The 15,576-nt window shown below is 59.1% G+C and carries 15 protein-coding genes; 8 read left to right on the forward strand and 7 right to left on the reverse strand.

Annotated features, from left to right (window positions below; genetic code table 11):
• Positions 1–215 precede the first annotated feature (215 nt).
• Positions 216–1,109: a LysR family transcriptional regulator gene (locus tag ACA063_RS18565; RefSeq protein WP_497662851.1), complete on the reverse strand. Its 894-nt coding sequence runs from the start codon at positions 1,107–1,109 to the stop codon at positions 216–218.
• 94 nt (positions 1,110–1,203) lie between these two features.
• On the opposite strand from ACA063_RS18565, the gene ACA063_RS18570 reads away from it, so the two are divergent.
• Positions 1,204–2,370: an MFS transporter gene (locus tag ACA063_RS18570; protein WP_497662852.1), complete on the forward strand. Its 1,167-nt coding sequence runs from the start codon at positions 1,204–1,206 to the stop codon at positions 2,368–2,370.
• Positions 2,371–2,434: 64 nt separating this feature from the next.
• Positions 2,435–2,632, forward strand: coding sequence for a glutathione S-transferase family protein (locus tag ACA063_RS18575; protein WP_497662853.1), 198 nt, complete (start codon positions 2,435–2,437; stop codon positions 2,630–2,632).
• A 34-nt stretch (positions 2,633–2,666) separates the two neighbouring features.
• Here ACA063_RS18575 and ACA063_RS18580 read toward each other — a convergent pair whose 3' ends face one another.
• A complete protein-coding gene (locus ACA063_RS18580; protein ID WP_497662854.1) occupies positions 2,667–3,557 on the reverse strand; it encodes a LysR family transcriptional regulator in 891 nt (296 codons plus the stop codon).
• A gap of 108 nt (positions 3,558–3,665) precedes the next feature.
• On the opposite strand from ACA063_RS18580, the gene ACA063_RS18585 reads away from it, so the two are divergent.
• From ACA063_RS18585 to ACA063_RS18605, 5 genes are all read left to right on the forward strand, one after another.
• The gene (locus ACA063_RS18585) at positions 3,666–4,454 is read left to right on the forward strand and encodes a class II aldolase/adducin family protein (protein ID WP_497662855.1); all 789 of its coding nucleotides are present in this window, start codon (positions 3,666–3,668) and stop codon (positions 4,452–4,454) included.
• A gap of 12 nt (positions 4,455–4,466) precedes the next feature.
• The gene (locus ACA063_RS18590; RefSeq protein WP_497662856.1) at positions 4,467–5,054 is read left to right on the forward strand and encodes an HD domain-containing protein; all 588 of its coding nucleotides are present in this window, start codon (positions 4,467–4,469) and stop codon (positions 5,052–5,054) included.
• Between the two features lie 107 nt (positions 5,055–5,161).
• Positions 5,162–6,034 carry a bile acid:sodium symporter family protein gene (locus ACA063_RS18595; protein ID WP_497662857.1) on the forward strand — a complete coding sequence of 291 codons (873 nt, stop codon included), beginning with the start codon at positions 5,162–5,164 and terminating at the stop codon, positions 6,032–6,034.
• A gap of 72 nt (positions 6,035–6,106) precedes the next feature.
• On the forward strand, positions 6,107–6,880 hold the full coding sequence (locus ACA063_RS18600) for a methyltransferase domain-containing protein (protein ID WP_497662858.1): 774 nt from the start codon (positions 6,107–6,109) through the stop codon (positions 6,878–6,880).
• 341 nt (positions 6,881–7,221) lie between these two features.
• Positions 7,222–8,349: a sensor histidine kinase gene (locus ACA063_RS18605; RefSeq protein ID WP_497662859.1), complete on the forward strand. Its 1,128-nt coding sequence runs from the start codon at positions 7,222–7,224 to the stop codon at positions 8,347–8,349.
• A 79-nt stretch (positions 8,350–8,428) separates the two neighbouring features.
• Here ACA063_RS18605 and ACA063_RS18610 read toward each other — a convergent pair whose 3' ends face one another.
• Together ACA063_RS18610 and ACA063_RS18615 are read right to left on the reverse strand one after the other, a co-directional pair.
• Positions 8,429–9,517 carry a polyamine ABC transporter substrate-binding protein gene (locus tag ACA063_RS18610; protein ID WP_497662860.1) on the reverse strand — a complete coding sequence of 363 codons (1,089 nt, stop codon included), beginning with the start codon at positions 9,515–9,517 and terminating at the stop codon, positions 8,429–8,431.
• 51 nt (positions 9,518–9,568) lie between these two features.
• Entirely contained in the window at positions 9,569–10,870 is a 1,302-nt protein-coding gene (locus tag ACA063_RS18615; RefSeq protein ID WP_497662861.1) for an NAD(P)/FAD-dependent oxidoreductase, read from the reverse strand.
• A 159-nt stretch (positions 10,871–11,029) separates the two neighbouring features.
• Here ACA063_RS18615 and ACA063_RS18620 point away from each other — a divergent pair, with 159 nt between their 5' ends.
• Positions 11,030–11,932: a LysR substrate-binding domain-containing protein gene (locus ACA063_RS18620; protein WP_497662862.1), complete on the forward strand. Its 903-nt coding sequence runs from the start codon at positions 11,030–11,032 to the stop codon at positions 11,930–11,932.
• Positions 11,933–12,257: 325 nt separating this feature from the next.
• On the opposite strand, the gene ACA063_RS18625 is transcribed toward ACA063_RS18620, so the two are convergent.
• From ACA063_RS18625 to ACA063_RS18635, 3 genes are all read right to left on the reverse strand, one after another.
• Complete coding sequence (locus ACA063_RS18625; protein WP_497666548.1) at positions 12,258–13,376, reverse strand: DmpA family aminopeptidase; 1,119 nt, start codon at positions 13,374–13,376, stop codon at positions 12,258–12,260.
• Between the two features lie 78 nt (positions 13,377–13,454).
• Complete coding sequence (locus ACA063_RS18630) at positions 13,455–14,564, reverse strand: polyamine ABC transporter substrate-binding protein (protein ID WP_497662863.1); 1,110 nt, start codon at positions 14,562–14,564, stop codon at positions 13,455–13,457.
• 140 nt (positions 14,565–14,704) lie between these two features.
• Positions 14,705–15,520, reverse strand: a complete 816-nt coding sequence (locus ACA063_RS18635; protein ID WP_497662864.1) for a carbon-nitrogen hydrolase family protein — start codon at positions 15,518–15,520, stop codon at positions 14,705–14,707.
• Positions 15,521–15,576 lie beyond the last annotated feature (56 nt).

Below are 15,576 nucleotides of genomic sequence, written 5' to 3' on the forward strand. Positions count from 1 at the left end.
AATGGCGGCTTGGGGTCGAAACCAGCCCTTCGCGACAGACAGCATTCAGCCAAAAGCGGTCTTTCACGACGGCCATTTAAGACGTGCGGACGACCCATCAATGCCAGAGCTCACGATTGTTCCAGTAAGGCAAACCGCCTATTGATAGTGCACCCAAAAATGTTTTGGTCACTTCAACATCACAAGTACCCGGAAATATTATCTTACGCCTCCGCTTACATCCGGTGATGTTCCAGCAAGAAGTCCACGAACAACCGCACCCGCGCCGGCATTGCCGAGCCACCTGCGAACACCGCATGAATCGGTTCCTGGTCGCCAGGGTTCCAGGCTTCCAGCAGTGGTATCAGATCACCGCGCTGCAGATCCTCGCTCACGCTGAACTCGCCGATACGCGCAATGCCGGCACCTACTCGCGCGAGTTGTGCCAGCGCTTCACCACTGCTGCATTCGATGTTGCCGCTGACCTTCAGGGAAAACTCTTTTCCTTCGCGGATGAACGGCCAGTTGGGTTCGGCACGCCGGAAGTTGAAGCGCAGGCAGTTGTGCCGTAGCAGGTCTTCTGGTTCCTCGGGGATGCCGTGGCGCTGCAGATACTCGGGCGATGCCACCACTACCTGGCCGGTGTCGCCGATCCTGCGCGCGGTCAGCGGGCTGTCGGGCAGATGGCCAAAGCGTACCGCCACGTCGGCCTGCCCGCCGAGAATGTCGACCACTTCATCGCCGAGGGTGAGGTCGACGACGATGTTCGGGTAAAGGGCGCTGAATGCTGCCACCAAGGGAACGATGGCCAGCCGCCCATGGCCAAGGGCGGCGCTGACCCGCAATCGCCCCCTGGGTACGCCCTGGTCGGCGATGGCTTCTTCGACCTCGGCCATGTCGGCCAGGATACGTCGGGCGCCGCGCAGGAAAGCCTCGCCCTCGGCGGTGAAGGTGATCGCTCGGGTGGTGCGCAACAGCAGGCGGGTGCCAAGACGTTGTTCGGTACGCGCGATGATCCGGCTGACCGCCGAGGGCGTCAGCCCCAAGGCACGCGCCGCGGCCGACAGGCTGCCTTCCTGCGCCACGGTGGAGAACACGTCCATTTCTCCTGACCTGCCGTTGAAATCCATTTGTGCTCCTTACGCAAAGGTGATTGCCAGAAATGACGTCTAGTGCCTTAAAAGCTTGGATCGTAGCATTGGCGGCATAGATAAGGAGCCTTCCTTGCGTATCAATCCACCACTTGTCGCACTCGCCATTGGTGCCTTTGGCATCGGCGTTACCGAGTTCGCCCCCATGGGCATGTTGCCGGGCATCGCTGCGGATCTGGGCGTTTCCATTCCCGCCGCAGGTCTGTTGGTCAGTGCTTACGCCTTGGGTGTATTGCTCGGAGCGCCGCTGATGACCCTGACCACCGGCAGGATTCCCCGACGCTATCTGCTGATCGGACTCATGGCGATTTTCACCCTGGGCAATCTGATGTCAGCCCTGGCCACCGATTACTACAGCCTCATGGTCGCCAGAGTGGTGACCTCACTGAACCACGGTGCGTTCTTTGGGGTTGGCTCCATCGTCGCCGCCAGCGTGGTCGCCCCGGAGAAACGTGCCGGGGCGGTTGCGGCAATGTTCATGGGCCTGACTCTGGCGACCATCGGCGGTGTGCCGCTGGCCGCGTGGTTTGGCGAATTGTTCGGCTGGCGCACCGCTTTCTGGGGAATTACCGGCCTCGGCGTGATGACCATGGCCGCGCTGTGGTTTGCCCTGCCTAACCTGAAGACGCCGCAAAGCGTCGGTGTAATGGCCGAAATTCGGGTACTGGGCCGTGGCCCGGTGCTGGGGGCGCTGGCCCTGACCGTAGTCGGCTCGAGTGCAATGTTTACCGTCTTCACCTACATCGCGCCGATCCTCAGCAGCGAGACCCATGCGTCCACCGCCTACATCACCGCCATGCTGGTGCTGTTCGGTGTGGGGTTGACGCTGGGCAACACGTGGGGCGGCAAGGCCGCTGACCGCTCGATAGATCGCACCCTGATCGTTTCGCTGAGCGTGCTGATTCTCGTCTTGCTGGCGTTCACCGTACTGATGCGTTGGCCGCTGCCGACCGCCGTTGCCATCCTGATATGGGGTATCGCCAGCTTCGCCCTGGTGCCGCCGCTGCAGATGCGCGTCATGGAGGCTGCCAAGGACGCGCCCAATCTGGCCTCGGCGATGAACATCGGTGCCTTCAATTTCGGCAACGCGATCGGTGCAGCACTCGGGGGAGCGGTGATCAATGCCGGGCTGGGTTATCCGGCGATTTCCCTGGCCGGAGCGGCAATGGCGGGTCTGGGGCTGCTGATGGTATTGGCGTTTACCTGGCGTTCCAGATCGATTGCAGCGGCGGTGGCGTGACGATGATGTGAGGGGGCTGTTAGTCAACCTTGATGAATGACGATTAGACCAGCTCGAGCGCGCTGTGCTGGCCAACCCCTTTATTGCCGGTGAGTGCTTCACCGCTGCGGACGTGTATGTCGGCTCGCACATCGGCTGGGGACTTGCCATGAACACGTTGCCGCCCAGGGCCGCTTTTCTCGCCTACGCCGAGAAAGTCACCGGCCGCGACGCGTATCAACGAGCGGCAGCAAAGGAAGAGGCGCTGCTTGCCGCGGGCTGATTAACGGAAATTGCCGGAGAGCCATCCGAAGGAGCTATGCACGGGCCGCCGCCTGCAAAAGCTCCTTCGCCCGCAACGCGATGGATGACAAGTAGCCGCGCCGCCAGACCATACCGATGGGGCAACGGATGTGCTCCGAGCGAATCGGCAGCATCACTACGTTGGCGGGCAGGCTTTCCGGTAACACCGCATGGGAATTGATCATGCTCACCAACGGCATGCGTGACACGGCCAACAGCAGTGCCGGCAGGTTGTTCGATTCCAGTACCAGATTCGGCAAGGCAATCGCCTCCAACGCAAAGGCACGCTCGAGCTGCACACGCGCAAATTCCTGCTTGCTTGAGCCAGCCCATTGGCAACCGGCCAAATCGCCCATCGACACACTCTGCAAGGTCGCCAGCGGATGCTGATCGTTTACGACAATTCGATAGTCGTCTTCAAGCAGATGCAGCATGTCCAAGCTGGGGTCCGTCCGCTCGGGCAAGGGCAACAACGCTAGTTCGACATCGCCGTTGGCCACTGAATCCAGCAGGGCGTCGCTGAAACCTGAGACAAAATTGATGCGCGCCGCAGGCCGCTCCTTGATCAAGCGAGGTAACAGTGAACCCAGGGCAAAATTCGCCGCCGCCGGGGTGGCACCGATACGCAGTAACCCCGCATGGCCACCGGCGACATCACGCGCTTCCTGCAAAGCGACTTCCAACTCGCGCGAGATGGCACGACTGCGCACGAGAAAGGCCGTGCCGGCGTCCGTCAGCTCGATCCCGCGTGAAGAGCGCAAGAGCAATTTGACCCCCAAACGTCGCTCCAGCCGTTGCACTGATTTGGTCAATGCCGGTTGTGACACGCCCAGGCGCTCGGCAGCACGAGCCAGGCTGCCGGCGCTAGCCACGGTAGAAAAATAAACCAGGTCGTCCTCAAGCATCGCCATCCCATTTGGTTATTGCAAAGTGGTTCGTATGTTATTTCAGTTTATAGCCTGGCGCGCTCATGATTGTTTCCCTGTCTGCCCTAATCAACCGGAGCCGCCACCATGAGCAGCCAATCGCTTCTCGATATGCCCCATCCAACCACCAGCCTGCGGGGCCTCGTCAGTGATGCCGAGTGGGCCGCACGGGTGGAATTAGCAGCGGCCTATCGGCTGTACGCCCACTTCGGCTGGGATGACTTGGTCTTTACCCATATCTCGTGTCGGGTGCCCGGCGAGGCCGGCCATTTCCTGATCAACCCCTACGGCTATCTGTTCGACGAAATTACGGCGAGCAGCCTGGTCAAGGTCGATTACCAGGGGCGCCACGTGGCCGACTCACCCCATGACGTAAACCCCGCGGGCTTCACCATTCACAGTGCCGTGCACGCGGCTCGACCGGATGCCCATTGTGTGATGCACGCCCATTCCATCAATGGTTGCGCCGTTTCGGCACAAACGGGTGGCTTGTTGCCGTTGTCGCAGCAGTCGCTATTCGTGCTCGCCTCCCTGGCTTACCACGACTACGAAGGCGTAGCGCTGAACGACGATGAAAAGCCCCGCTTGGTCGAGCACTTCGGCGACCGCACCTTCCTGATGCTGCGCAATCACGGCTTGCTGACCGTAGGCGCCAGTGTGGCCGATGCCTTCCTGGCGATGTATGTGTTCGAAGCCGCCTGCATGATCCAGGTACGCGCTTTGTCTGGCGGCGTGCCGGTAGCGCCAATTGGGGAAGATGTTTTGGCGGGCATAGCCGCTCAAGCCAAGCAGGTAACCCATGGCCTGGGCGGAGCACTGGCCTGGCCAGGACTGCTGCGTCGGCTTGACCGCATCGATCCCGGCTTTCGCCTTTGACAGGAGCCCCGCATGAAACCAACTCTACAAGCCGCCTTTCACCATATGCGCGACGGTACGCTAGACGATTGGCGCGTGATTGCAGACGAGCAAAAACTGCATGCGCTCAAACTACCCGACCGCCTGCTTGACCACCTGCGCTTGCTGAATGGTGACTATGGTGGTTTCACCGTAGATCGGCTGACCCATAGCCTGCAAACAGCGACCCTGGCGCACCTCGATGGCAAAGATGATGAGTACGTGGTGTGCGCATTGCTGCACGACATTGGCGACACGCTCGCCAACTACAACCACGCGGACATGGCGGCGGTCATCCTGCAGCCATTTGTCAGCATGGAAAATCACTGGATGATTGCCAACCACGGGTTGTTTCAAGGCTATTATTTTTTTGAACACCTCGGGCTGGATCGTCACTCACGTGATCGTTTTTCGCACTTGCCTGACCTGTACCAGCGGACTGTCGAATTTTGCGAAAAATATGATGCAGCGGCTTTCGACCCAACCGCACACACTCTGCCGCTGGAGTTTTTCGAACCCCTGTTACGCCGGGTGATGGCTACGCCCAAACGCAGCATCTATATGGAATCAAACCGTAGCTGACAGCGCAGTCTTGCGCTCACGCTTTAACGCCCTAATCACAACGATCGCGCCGCAACGACGGCGCTTGGGAGATTGCCTTGTCTGGTGACCAACTCGCGACGGTATTGATGCCGCTGTTGCTGGCATTAATCATGTTTTCACTCGGACTGGGCCTGGTGCCCGCCGACTTCCGGAGGATCGCCGCACAACCACGCGCATTCCTGCTCGGCTTCGCCTGCCATTTCGTTCTGCTGCCCTTGGTCTGTTTTGCCTTGCTATCGATGTTTCCACTGCCGGGCGCAATCGCCGTTGGTTTTATGCTGATTGCGGCATGCCCGACCGGTACGACGTCCAATCTGCTGACCTATATCGCCCGCGGAGATGTGGCTCTGGCGCTCAGCTTTACCGCCGCCGCCAGCCTGATGACCATCATCACGTTGCCGTTGATTGTGACCCTTGCCATGGGGCATTTTCTGGGCGCGCACCAGCAAATCGACTTTCCGGTTGGCTTCATGATGATTCAAGTCTTCGCAATGCTCGGATTACCGGTCGCGCTGGGCATGCTGGCTCGCCGCGTTTGGCCGCGCGCGGCGCAGCGCTTCGAACCGCTGGCGACACGGCTATCGACGCTGGCTTTCGCGATCATCGTAGTCGGCGCGCTGGTGAAAAACTGGAGCCTGTTCGAACAGAACTTTAGTGTGGTGGCACCACTGGCCTTGGCACTCAACGTACTGATGCTGATCCTCGGCTTTGTAGTGGCCAAACTGGGGCGCCTGGAACGCCGTCAGGCCGTCACCATTGCCATAGAAACGGCGATGCAGAACGCCACACTTGCCATCGTCATCGGCAGCACGGTGTTGCGAGACGATGCACTGGTTGTCCCTGCCGCGATCTACGGCGTACTGATGTATGTGGGCGGCCTAGTTTTCGCGTTTACTGTGCGCAGAAGTTACGCCCCTGTTGCGGCAGAAAAAGCGGATGGGTCTATTGCTCCACGCTAGACCAATGGCGCCAACGCGATCATTACCCCCCTCGCATCACCCAAATTTGCAGCACACCTGCGGAGCTTTGCCATGTCAAACACTACACCGGACTTCACCGAGCGCCTGCTTACCGATGCCGGAATCCGCGAAGGGATGCGCGTACTGGACGTCGGCTGTGGTTCTGGCGATGTCACGTACTTGCTTGCGCGCCTGGTCGGCAGCACCGGGGCGGTGGTTGGTGCGGATCACGACGCCAGCGCACTTGCCATTGCACGTCAACGCAACGCCCCACGGCACCATGCCCACCCTACGTTTATCGATAGCGATCTGCTCGGACTTGCCGAGTCGCTTGGCGTGTTTGACGCAATCGTTGGTCGGCGGGTGTTGATGTATCAGGCTGATACTGTCGCTGCTGTGCGAGCGCTTGCGCAACATCTGAGGCCTGGAGGCACTATCGTATTTCAAGAGCACGACACCACTCTGGTTCCTGCGAGCCTGGACGGATTTCTTCTACACAAAAAAGCCCAGGGCTGGATACAACACATGATCGAGCGTGAAGGGGCTGATCTGCATATCGGCTTCAACCTTCATCGCATATTTACCCAGGCCGGTTTAGCCGTGGAAGCGGTACGCGGAGAATGCCTTATACAAACGTCCAGCAGCCCATACGCGCTGGGACATATCGTGCGAGCCTGCCTGCCGCGAATCCTTGCACACGGCGTTGCCACCGCAGAAGAGGTCGAAATAGAAACCCTGCAAGCGCGATTAGACGATGAGCGCACCCAATCTCAAGGTATCTATATCGGAGACATGATCTTCGGCGCTTGGGCGAAAAATCGCATTGAGGGGAGTAGCCGAGTTTGACCGATAGCCACCAGCCCCAATCGCCGCGATAGGCCACTAACGGCCGTTCTACTGCAAGTTTCGACGTACGTGTTTGACTGGTTCGATTGACGGCTACCAATCGAGAAAACGGGACCGATTAATTTGCCCTACTCCAAAAGTCCGCTTCTGGCCTATTGCCGATGAAAAGCGGCACACCCTGGGTGGTGAAGGCAGCACGTTCAACGCTCAGAGACTAAACATGCGCTGGTTCGCATAAAAGTCAGAAAGATGCGTCCGGTAGCGTAGTCTGGGACTTCGCTCGGCAGTCCAGTGCTTCGGCTCATGGCTCGGAGAGTCCACTTTCATAAAGGAAGCACCCCATGCGCCTGGCTGATTTCATCCTGCAAAACATGGAACCCATCCTTCAGCAGTGGGAAGACTTCGCCAGGACGCTGACGCCTGCCGCCGAGGGAATGGATACGCTGGCCTTGAGAGATCACGCAGAGCAGATGCTGCGGACCATTGCCGTTGATCTCCAAACCGCCCAGAGCCCTGAAGCAAGGATACTGAGATCCCATGGAAATGCGCCCCGATCAAAAGACATTACCTCAGCGCAAACACACGCAGACGTCCGACATGCTTCGGGCTTTACCATCGGACAGGTGATTGCAGAGTACAGAGCCCTGCGTACCAGCGTGCTCGCGTTGTGGCTGCCGCCTGACCATGTGTCCAGGGATCAGGAAGTTCACGATGTCATTCGATTCAATGAAGCCATTGATCAGGCGCTTGCAGAGTCTGTGGTGACTTACGCCACGGCGGTAGAGACCGCGAGAAACGTGTTTCTCGGCGTGCTCGGTCACGACTTGAGAAGTCCTCTGGGTGCCGTACTGCTCAGCGCTGAAGTGCTTTTGCGCGCGGGGGATCTCCCGCCCAAATCCACCAAAAACGTGTCGCGTATTTATACGAGCGTAAAGCGCTCGATAAAAATCGTGGGCGATCTTCTGGACTTCACCCGCACTCAATTAGGATCCGGAATCCCGATACGTATTGAACGCGATGACCTCGTGGATACGTGTAAAGCAATGGTTGAAGAAGCCAAAGCGTATCACCCGGACCGACAGATAGAATTGCTGTCGGAATACACCCTGCCCTGGCGGTTCGATAAATCCAGAATTGAACAGGTGATCGCCAACCTGATCGGGAACGCGATTCAGCACGGAGAGGCTGACAGCCCGGTCACCGTCACGCTAAAAACTCTCGATGGATATGCATTGCTGTCTGTCCATAATGCCGGACTTCCGATTGAGGACAGCGCCAAGGCAAACCTCTTCAGTCCGTTGATTCGCCACCTGCCAGGCGGCGTCGAATACGGCGCTGATGCGGGGCTCGGGCTAGGACTCTATATAGCCTCAGCGATCGTAAGCGCCCATCAAGGCAGCATTGAAGTCGAGTCGAAAGCCGGTAGTGGTACGACGTTTACGGTTCGTATTCCATCGGTTGTCAATTAGGTGGGCGTGGCGCGAGCCTCGTGCAACGAAAAAATGCGCCCCCCTTGTCTGATCCAAAAACAGGTGAGCGCAGCGGTTTTCACGTATTGGTTTTCAGCTTGGTCCACAGCCGAGTAGTCAACCGCGCGATGGAAGCCGGTAGATCCTCGACGGTGAACAACTTGTCCATGACGTCTTTCGGCGGGTAGATAGCCAGGTCCTCTTTCACCGCTGGCACCACATAAGCATCGGCCGCCGCATTGGGGTTGGCGTAGTGGATGCTGTTGCTGATGTTGGCGATCACTTGCGGGGTCAGCAAGTAGTTCATGTAGGTGTAGCCGTTCTTCTCATGAGGCGCATTCTTGGGCATCACCACCATGTCAAACCACAGTGTCGAACCTTCTTGCGGAATCGAGTAGGCAATGTCGATTCCGTTTTTGGCTTCCTTGGCGCTGGCGGCGGCCTGCACGATGTCGCCGTTGAAACCGATCACCGCGCAGACGTTACCGTTGGCCAGATCGCTGATGTACTTCGAGGCGTGGAAATACTGCACGTAAGGCCGGATCTTGAGCAGCGCCTGCTCGGCTTTCTTGTAGTCCTGCGGCTCGTGGCTGTGGGGTGGCAGCCCCAGGTAGTTGAGCGTGATCGGCAGGACTTGCGTCGGGTTGTCGATGATCGCCACGCCGCATTCGCTGAGTTTCTTGATGTTGGCTTCGTCGAAAAACAGGCTCCAGGAACGGGTCACGTCGGTATTGCCGAAGAGGGCCTTGATCTTCTCTACGTTGTAGCCGATGCCGGCGGTGCCCCACATGTACGGATAGCCGTACTGGTTGCCGGGATCGTTGACTTGCAGTTTTTGCATCAGCGCCGGGTCAAGGTTTTTCCAGTTCGGCAGCTGGCTGCGATCAAGCTTCTGGATCGCACCGGCCTTGATCAGGCGGGACAGGAAGTGGTTCGACGGGCTGACCACGTCATACCCGGTGTTACCCGTCATCAACTTGGACTCCAGCACTTCGTTGCTGTCGTGGATGTCGTAGGTGGCCTTGATCCCTGTTTCCTTGGTGAAACTGGTCAGGGTGTCGTCGGCAATGTAGCCGTTCCAATTGGAAATATTGACGGTTTCGTCAGCGTAAGCGCCCGCGCAAAACGTCGAGAGAAGTGCCACCAGGGAAACTGTGTTGACGCGCATGTTCGATCACCTTCGTTATGAAGTGCTTTTATTGTGGGTGTTAACGGGGTTTCAGACTTCTGATCTGGCTCGAGCGGCCTCGACGCGCATGCGCAGCATGGCACCGATGTCGAGAAAAGGTTTGGGCGGGAGCCAGCCGGGCTGGGCGCGCTCGATGACCGAATGCAGCATCGGTGATTCGGCTCCGGATGCCAGTTCCGCCAGCAACCGGCCCCAAAGCGTGCCGCGCGCTACGCCGGAGCCATTGCACCCGGCCACGGCGAACACGCCCTCCTCGACCTTGCCAAAGTACGGTTGGCCGGAGCGTGAAGCGCTGAGGTGTCCGGTCCAGGTGTACTGGATGTCCTGCTCGCCAAGCATCGGAAAACGGCGCTGAAGACCCAGCACATGGTGCTTGCGGCGAGTGGACAACTGCGCGAGAGACAAGTCGTTTGAACGGTACTCCGCGGTATTGCGAATCATCACCCGACGATCCGGGGTCAATCGCACCGTGGCACCCAGTGGCCGGGTGGACAGCACGCCCCATGGCTCGACGGCACCGAGTGCCTGGAACTCTTCGTCACTGAGTGGCCGCGTCAAACTGGCGCTCAGTTCCATCGGGAAAGTACCGCTGTCGCTGATACCGGCGCGGGAGATGAAGGCATTCAGGCAAATCACCACCTGCTTGGCTTCAATGCTGCCATGACGACCGTTGGCGCGAATGCGGCCGTGGCTCGTACGCTCCAGACCGGTGATCTCGGTGTTTTCGAACAGCGTTACGTTCTCCGGGAGGGCGTCGAGCAAACCTTTCACGTATTTCGCCGGTTGCAGCAGCGCATTGCCATTGCCGCACCAGATCGCGGCCTGGTAGTGCCGGGTGCCCAGCTTCTGCACGAGTTGCTCACCCTGCAGAAACTGCGCAGAAGCGCCTACGGCCCTCAGTGTTTGCAGCTTGGCCTCGACATCGGTCAATTTGCGCGGATCGCTGACCGCGAAAAAATAACCCGATTCACGGAAATCGCACTCGATGCCATGTTGGGCAATGCGTTTGCGCACTTCGTCGCTGGCAGCGCGAGAAATCGAGGTGTCCACCTGAAAGCCGGCAAATCCTGCGTTGCCCTGAAGTTCAGCAGTGGCCGGGTGTTCATGGGCCACGACGAAACCTGAATTGCGCGCGGACGCCCCTTGCGCGGCCCGTTGCCGGTCGACAATGACGATGCGCGCCTGGGGATGCATTTCCGCGAGTGCGTGAGCGGCACACAGCCCGGTGATGCCGGCGCCGATGACCAGCCAATCTGCCTGCTGCCGACCACTCAGTGGGTCGCGAGCCGGTGAATCCCCGGCCTGTGCAATCCAGCCACATACGTTTTCCATGCATCACCTCTTTGACTGTCTTTGGCCACCCACCCGATTACGTTAGCTCATGCAAAATTCGCATGACTGGTTGGAGATGACGGTAGCTATGACTAGAATCTAAAGGGTGATCACGGCGACAACCAACGTTATTAAATCATCAAGGCATTCAGAAAACGCATGGATAAAATTCGCCACCTTCCTTCGCTCCAAGGCTTGCAGGCATTGGTGGAAGTTGCAGGCTCCGGCAGCTTTACGCAAGCAGCGCAGACGCTGTGCCTGACCCAAAGCGCGGTGAGCCGGCAAATTCAGCAATTGGAGAATCACTTTGGCGTTTCGATGTTCCTGCGCAACAGTCGCAGCCTTCGACTGACGCCGGAGGGCGAACAGGTACTCGCGAGTGCGCGGCATATCCTCGAACAGCTGAAAAGCCTCGAGGATCGCCTGGCACCGCAAAAGCGCCCGTTCCGTATCCGCATGCACGTGTCGCTCGCGGTTCGTTGGTTGCTGCCAAAGTTGAGCGACTTCTATCGCCGTCACCCGGACGTTTCCCTGTCGATCGAAACCGTGGCGACCGAGATCGTCGAGCCGGCCAGCGACAGCGACGCCTACATCCTTTATCTCCCCGAGCCATCGAGCGATCCCTCCTGCCTGACGTTATTCGAGGAAGCGCTGGTGCCGGTGTGCGCCCCCGGCTTTGGCAACTCAACCCATCCCCTGGAATCAGTGGACGATCTTGTACGCTACCCCCTGCTCCATCGTTCGGCGGACAAGCAAGCATGGATTGATTGGCTGGCAGCCAATAACGGCAAGTCGCTGGAGGACTACCGGCACATCCACTTCAACCTTGATGAGTTGGCGCTCGATGCCGCGGCGCGAGGTCTGGGAGTGGCCATGACCGACATGACCTTGGCAGAAGAGTCTATCGAACGAGGAGTGTTGCTTATCCCGTTCGGCCGCCCCTTGAGGACCAGAGGAGTCTATTCGCTGTGCCCTCAACCATCAGCCGCGTCTCATCCAGCGTGCTCGCTGATCATGGGATGGTTCGCCCAGCAGGCCGGGCAGCACCAGGGCGAACATTGAGTTTTACGCCCATCTCAGATCAATACTGCTCACTCAAGAAGAGCTTCAGGCGTGCACTCAAGAAGAGCTTCAGGTGTGCTCAATACTGTTCAGGCGTGCTCAATACTGTGGCGAGGGGATTTATCCCCGTTCGGCTGCGCAGCAGTCGTAGAACCACCACATGCGGTGTACCTGACACCCCTCGGTTGCAGGTTCTGGGGCAGCTTCGCAGCCCAACGGGGATAAATCCCCTCACCACAGATAAATCCCCTCGCCACAGATAAATCCCCTTACCACAGGTGTAGGGCCAAACTAGCTCACTAGCTCACTAGCTCACTACGATCGATCAGTTAACCACTCCCGGCCAACCCGCCTGATGCAAGGCTTTGAGCAGCGTCTCACTGTCCAGTCCCGGCACGGCATGGCCGTTACCTTCCGCGGTATCCGCAGCTAACAAGGCATTGATAATGGCTTCTTCCACCGCTTCAGTGGCAGCCAGGAACAACTCGCTGATGTGGTCGTTGTTGACCATGCTCAGGTGGTCGGTGGTGGGCGCGCGCTTGCGCTCATAAGCGGCCGGTGGCACCTGGTTACCGGTGGCAAAGGCGATGAAGATGTCGCCGCTGTGGTCTTCATTCCCCCCGCCGGTACGGGCGAGACCGAGGCTGGCACGTTGCGCCAGCCGCGTACATTGGTGCGGCAACAACGGCGCGTCGGTGGCCAGGCACACGACGATCGAACCCATGCCCGGGTGCGGCAGCGAAGCCTTGAGGAACGGCGAGTCGATCTGTTCCATGTAGCGTCCGACCGGGTAGCCGTCGACGCGCAGTTCGTTGCGGATGCCGTGGTTGGCCTGAACGATGGCGCCAACGGTCCAGCCGCCCTGCGCAGCACTCAGACGCCGTGACGCCGTGCCAATGCCGCCCTTGAATTCGTGGCAGATCATGCCGCTGCCGCCACCGACATTGCCCTCAGCGACCGGACCACCCACCGCCGAGTGCACCGCTTCAGCCACGTGTTCGACCTTGACGTGAAAGCCGTTGATGTCGTTGAGCAAACCGTCGAAGGTCTCCAGCACCACCGGCATGTTCCAGTAGAGCCGCCCGTCCTCCGGTTGCTGCTCGCGGTCCACCACGATCAGTCCATCACGCACCACGCCAAGGCTGTGGGTGTTGGTGAAGGCAATCGGGCTGGTCAACAGGCCGGCCTCGCGAATCCACTCCAGGCCGGTGGCGTCGCCGTTGCCGTTCAACACATGGACGCCGGCAAAACACGGTTGCTGGCTGGTGGAACCGGCACGCGGTTCGATGACCGTGACACCCGTCAGGATGTCGCGGCCGTTCGCGGTGCGTCCTCGCACATTGCTGTGACCGACCCGTACCCCCGGCACATCGGTGATGGCATTGAGGGGACCGGGTTGCAGTTGGCCGAACTGAATATTCAAATCGCGGGCACGTGGCTTCATCGTCTCTTTCATGACCTTTCTCGTGTTTGATTTTTTAATGACGGGCCTGGCTGACCATCAGCAGAATCGTGTCTACCATCAAGCGCCGGTCTTGACCGTGTTCCAGGTGCGGGTTCGTACGCGTTCCATCTTCAGCGGGAGGGGTTCCAGCGGGAACAGCGTGTCCAGGACCTCCTTGGACGGATACACCCCTGGGTTGTCGCGGATCTTCTTCTCGACAAGCGCGGTGGCATCCTTGTTGGCGTTCGGGTAGCTCAGGTAGTTGGATGACTCGGCGATGACTTCGGGGCGCAGCATGTAGTTGATGAAGGCCAGGCCTTGCTCCGGGTTCGGCGCATCGTTGAGCTGCACCAGACTCTCCACCCACACCGGGGCACCTTCGCGAGGAATGCTGTAGACGAGCTTGCGATCGTTGCCCGCCAGCTCGGAGGCTTTCTGCGCATCGGCGACGCCACCCGCCCAGCCCAGCACGACGCAGATGTTGCCATTGGCCAGATCAGAGATGAACTTGGACGAATCGAAGTAGACGATGTGGGGACGCAGTTTCAGCAGCAGCGCCTGGGCTTTTTTGTAATCGTCCGGGTTCTGGCTGTTGTAGGGCAGTCCAAGGTAGTGCAACGCGATGGGAATGACCTCGCTGGGAGCGTCCAGCATGGCCACACCGCATTGACTGAGTTTGGCCAGGTTTTCTTCCTTGAAAATCAGGTCCCAGGAGTTAACCGGCGCATCGGGACCGAGTATCGATTTGACCTTGTCCGCGTCATAGCCGATGCCCGTGGTACCCCACAAATAAGGGGCCGCATAGTTGTTTGCGGGGTCGTTGCTCTGCAACTTGGCAAGGATATCGGGATCAAGGTGCGACCAGTTGGGCAGCTTCGAGCGATCTAGTTTTTTCAGAACGCCCGCCTTGATCAGGTTCGGTAGCAGGTCACCACTCGCCACCACAACGTCGTAGCCACTGCGGCCAGCCATAAGCTTGCTTTGCATGACGTCGCTGTTGTCGAACACATCGTACACAGCGCTGACGCCCGCTTCTTTTTCGAAGTCTTTCATGGTGTTCGGGGCGATGTAGTCATACCAGTTGTAGATATGAACACTGCGCTTGTCAGCCTCGTCGGCTTCGGCGCAGACCAGGCCGAAACTGAACAGCGAGACCAGCGCAAATTGCATACAGCGAATGGGTTTCATGGGGATGCTCCAGAGCGTTAGCGCCGAGTCCAGGGATCCGGACACTGCTCCTGCTGGTGTGTGAATTATTGTTGTGGCAGCGTCAAAATCGGCGGTGAGACGCAACACTCGCTGTGGCGCGGTGCCCCCTCGCGCCTGCATCAAGGAATCAATAGTTCCCGTCGTCCATCCTCGTGTTCGATCTGTTCGCCGCTCAGATGCAGGCGCCGATCACGCAGGTAGTCGTAGTCACAGCGGGCGGTGCGGAGCAAATCCAGGTCCAGCTCCACCACCTGACGGCACTCTTCACGCCCTGCTTCGAACAAGGTGCGTCCGAAGGGATCGATGGCGGCACTGCCACCGGCAAAAACCAGGCCTTCATCGCCGCCGCCGACTCGATTGACCATCACTGCAAATGTCTGGTTTTCCTGAGCTCGGGCCATGATCGCGGTGCGGTGGACAGGGCCGTAAGGGTCCATGTTGCCGTTAGTCACCAGGATCAACTCGGCGCCAAGCTGGCCAAGCGCCCGGGCACTCTCCGGCAACTCAATGTCGTAACAGATCAGAATGCCCACCCGGATACCCTTCCAGAGCGCAGTGACATAACGGTCTCCTGGTTGGAACAGGCCGCGCTCCGACGGCCAAAGGTGCGTCTTGCGATAACTCAAGGCGATCCCTTCCGGGGTCACCAGCAAGGACGTGTTGTAGAAGGTGCCGGCGTCATTCTCGGCCAGCCCCACCACGACTGAGACATTCCGTTCGCGTACGGCGCGTTGCACGGCCTGCACGCTTGGCCCGTTCAGCGGCTCGGCGACTTCAGGGAGCTGTTGCGCGCTGGCAAACCCCATCAACTGGGTCTCTGGAAAAATCAGCAGATCGGTATCCGCTGCGCAGGTAGCGATGGCCTGCAGCGTACGCTCCAGGTTATAAGCGGTATCGCCATCGCGACCGTTAATTTGTACAAGCTCAATCTTCATCGGTGATCCTTCCACGTGTCTGTAAACTCGCAATCGCCAACCTGAAAGCACCCGCC

Source organism: Pseudomonas sp. LBUM1643 (genome assembly GCF_059716215.1).

Coding starts and splice junctions, on each gene's coding strand:
- ACA063_RS18635 (WP_497662864.1), bottom strand. CDS start 15,520: ATGAAGATTGAGCTTGTACAAATTAACGGTCGCGATGGCGATACCGCT.
- ACA063_RS18565 (WP_497662851.1), bottom strand. CDS start 1,109: ATGGATTTCAACGGCAGGTCAGGAGAAATGGACGTGTTCTCCACCGTG.
- ACA063_RS18580 (WP_497662854.1), bottom strand. CDS start 3,557: ATGCTTGAGGACGACCTGGTTTATTTTTCTACCGTGGCTAGCGCCGGC.
- ACA063_RS18600 (WP_497662858.1), top strand. CDS start 6,107: ATGTCAAACACTACACCGGACTTCACCGAGCGCCTGCTTACCGATGCC.
- ACA063_RS18610 (WP_497662860.1), bottom strand. CDS start 9,517: ATGCGCGTCAACACAGTTTCCCTGGTGGCACTTCTCTCGACGTTTTGC.
- ACA063_RS18595 (WP_497662857.1), top strand. CDS start 5,162: ATGCCGCTGTTGCTGGCATTAATCATGTTTTCACTCGGACTGGGCCTG.
- ACA063_RS18585 (WP_497662855.1), top strand. CDS start 3,666: ATGAGCAGCCAATCGCTTCTCGATATGCCCCATCCAACCACCAGCCTG.
- ACA063_RS18605 (WP_497662859.1), top strand. CDS start 7,222: ATGCGCCTGGCTGATTTCATCCTGCAAAACATGGAACCCATCCTTCAG.
- ACA063_RS18630 (WP_497662863.1), bottom strand. CDS start 14,564: ATGAAACCCATTCGCTGTATGCAATTTGCGCTGGTCTCGCTGTTCAGT.
- ACA063_RS18615 (WP_497662861.1), bottom strand. CDS start 10,870: ATGGAAAACGTATGTGGCTGGATTGCACAGGCCGGGGATTCACCGGCT.
- ACA063_RS18590 (WP_497662856.1), top strand. CDS start 4,467: ATGAAACCAACTCTACAAGCCGCCTTTCACCATATGCGCGACGGTACG.
- ACA063_RS18620 (WP_497662862.1), top strand. CDS start 11,030: ATGGATAAAATTCGCCACCTTCCTTCGCTCCAAGGCTTGCAGGCATTG.
- ACA063_RS18625 (WP_497666548.1), bottom strand. CDS start 13,376: ATGAAGCCACGTGCCCGCGATTTGAATATTCAGTTCGGCCAACTGCAA.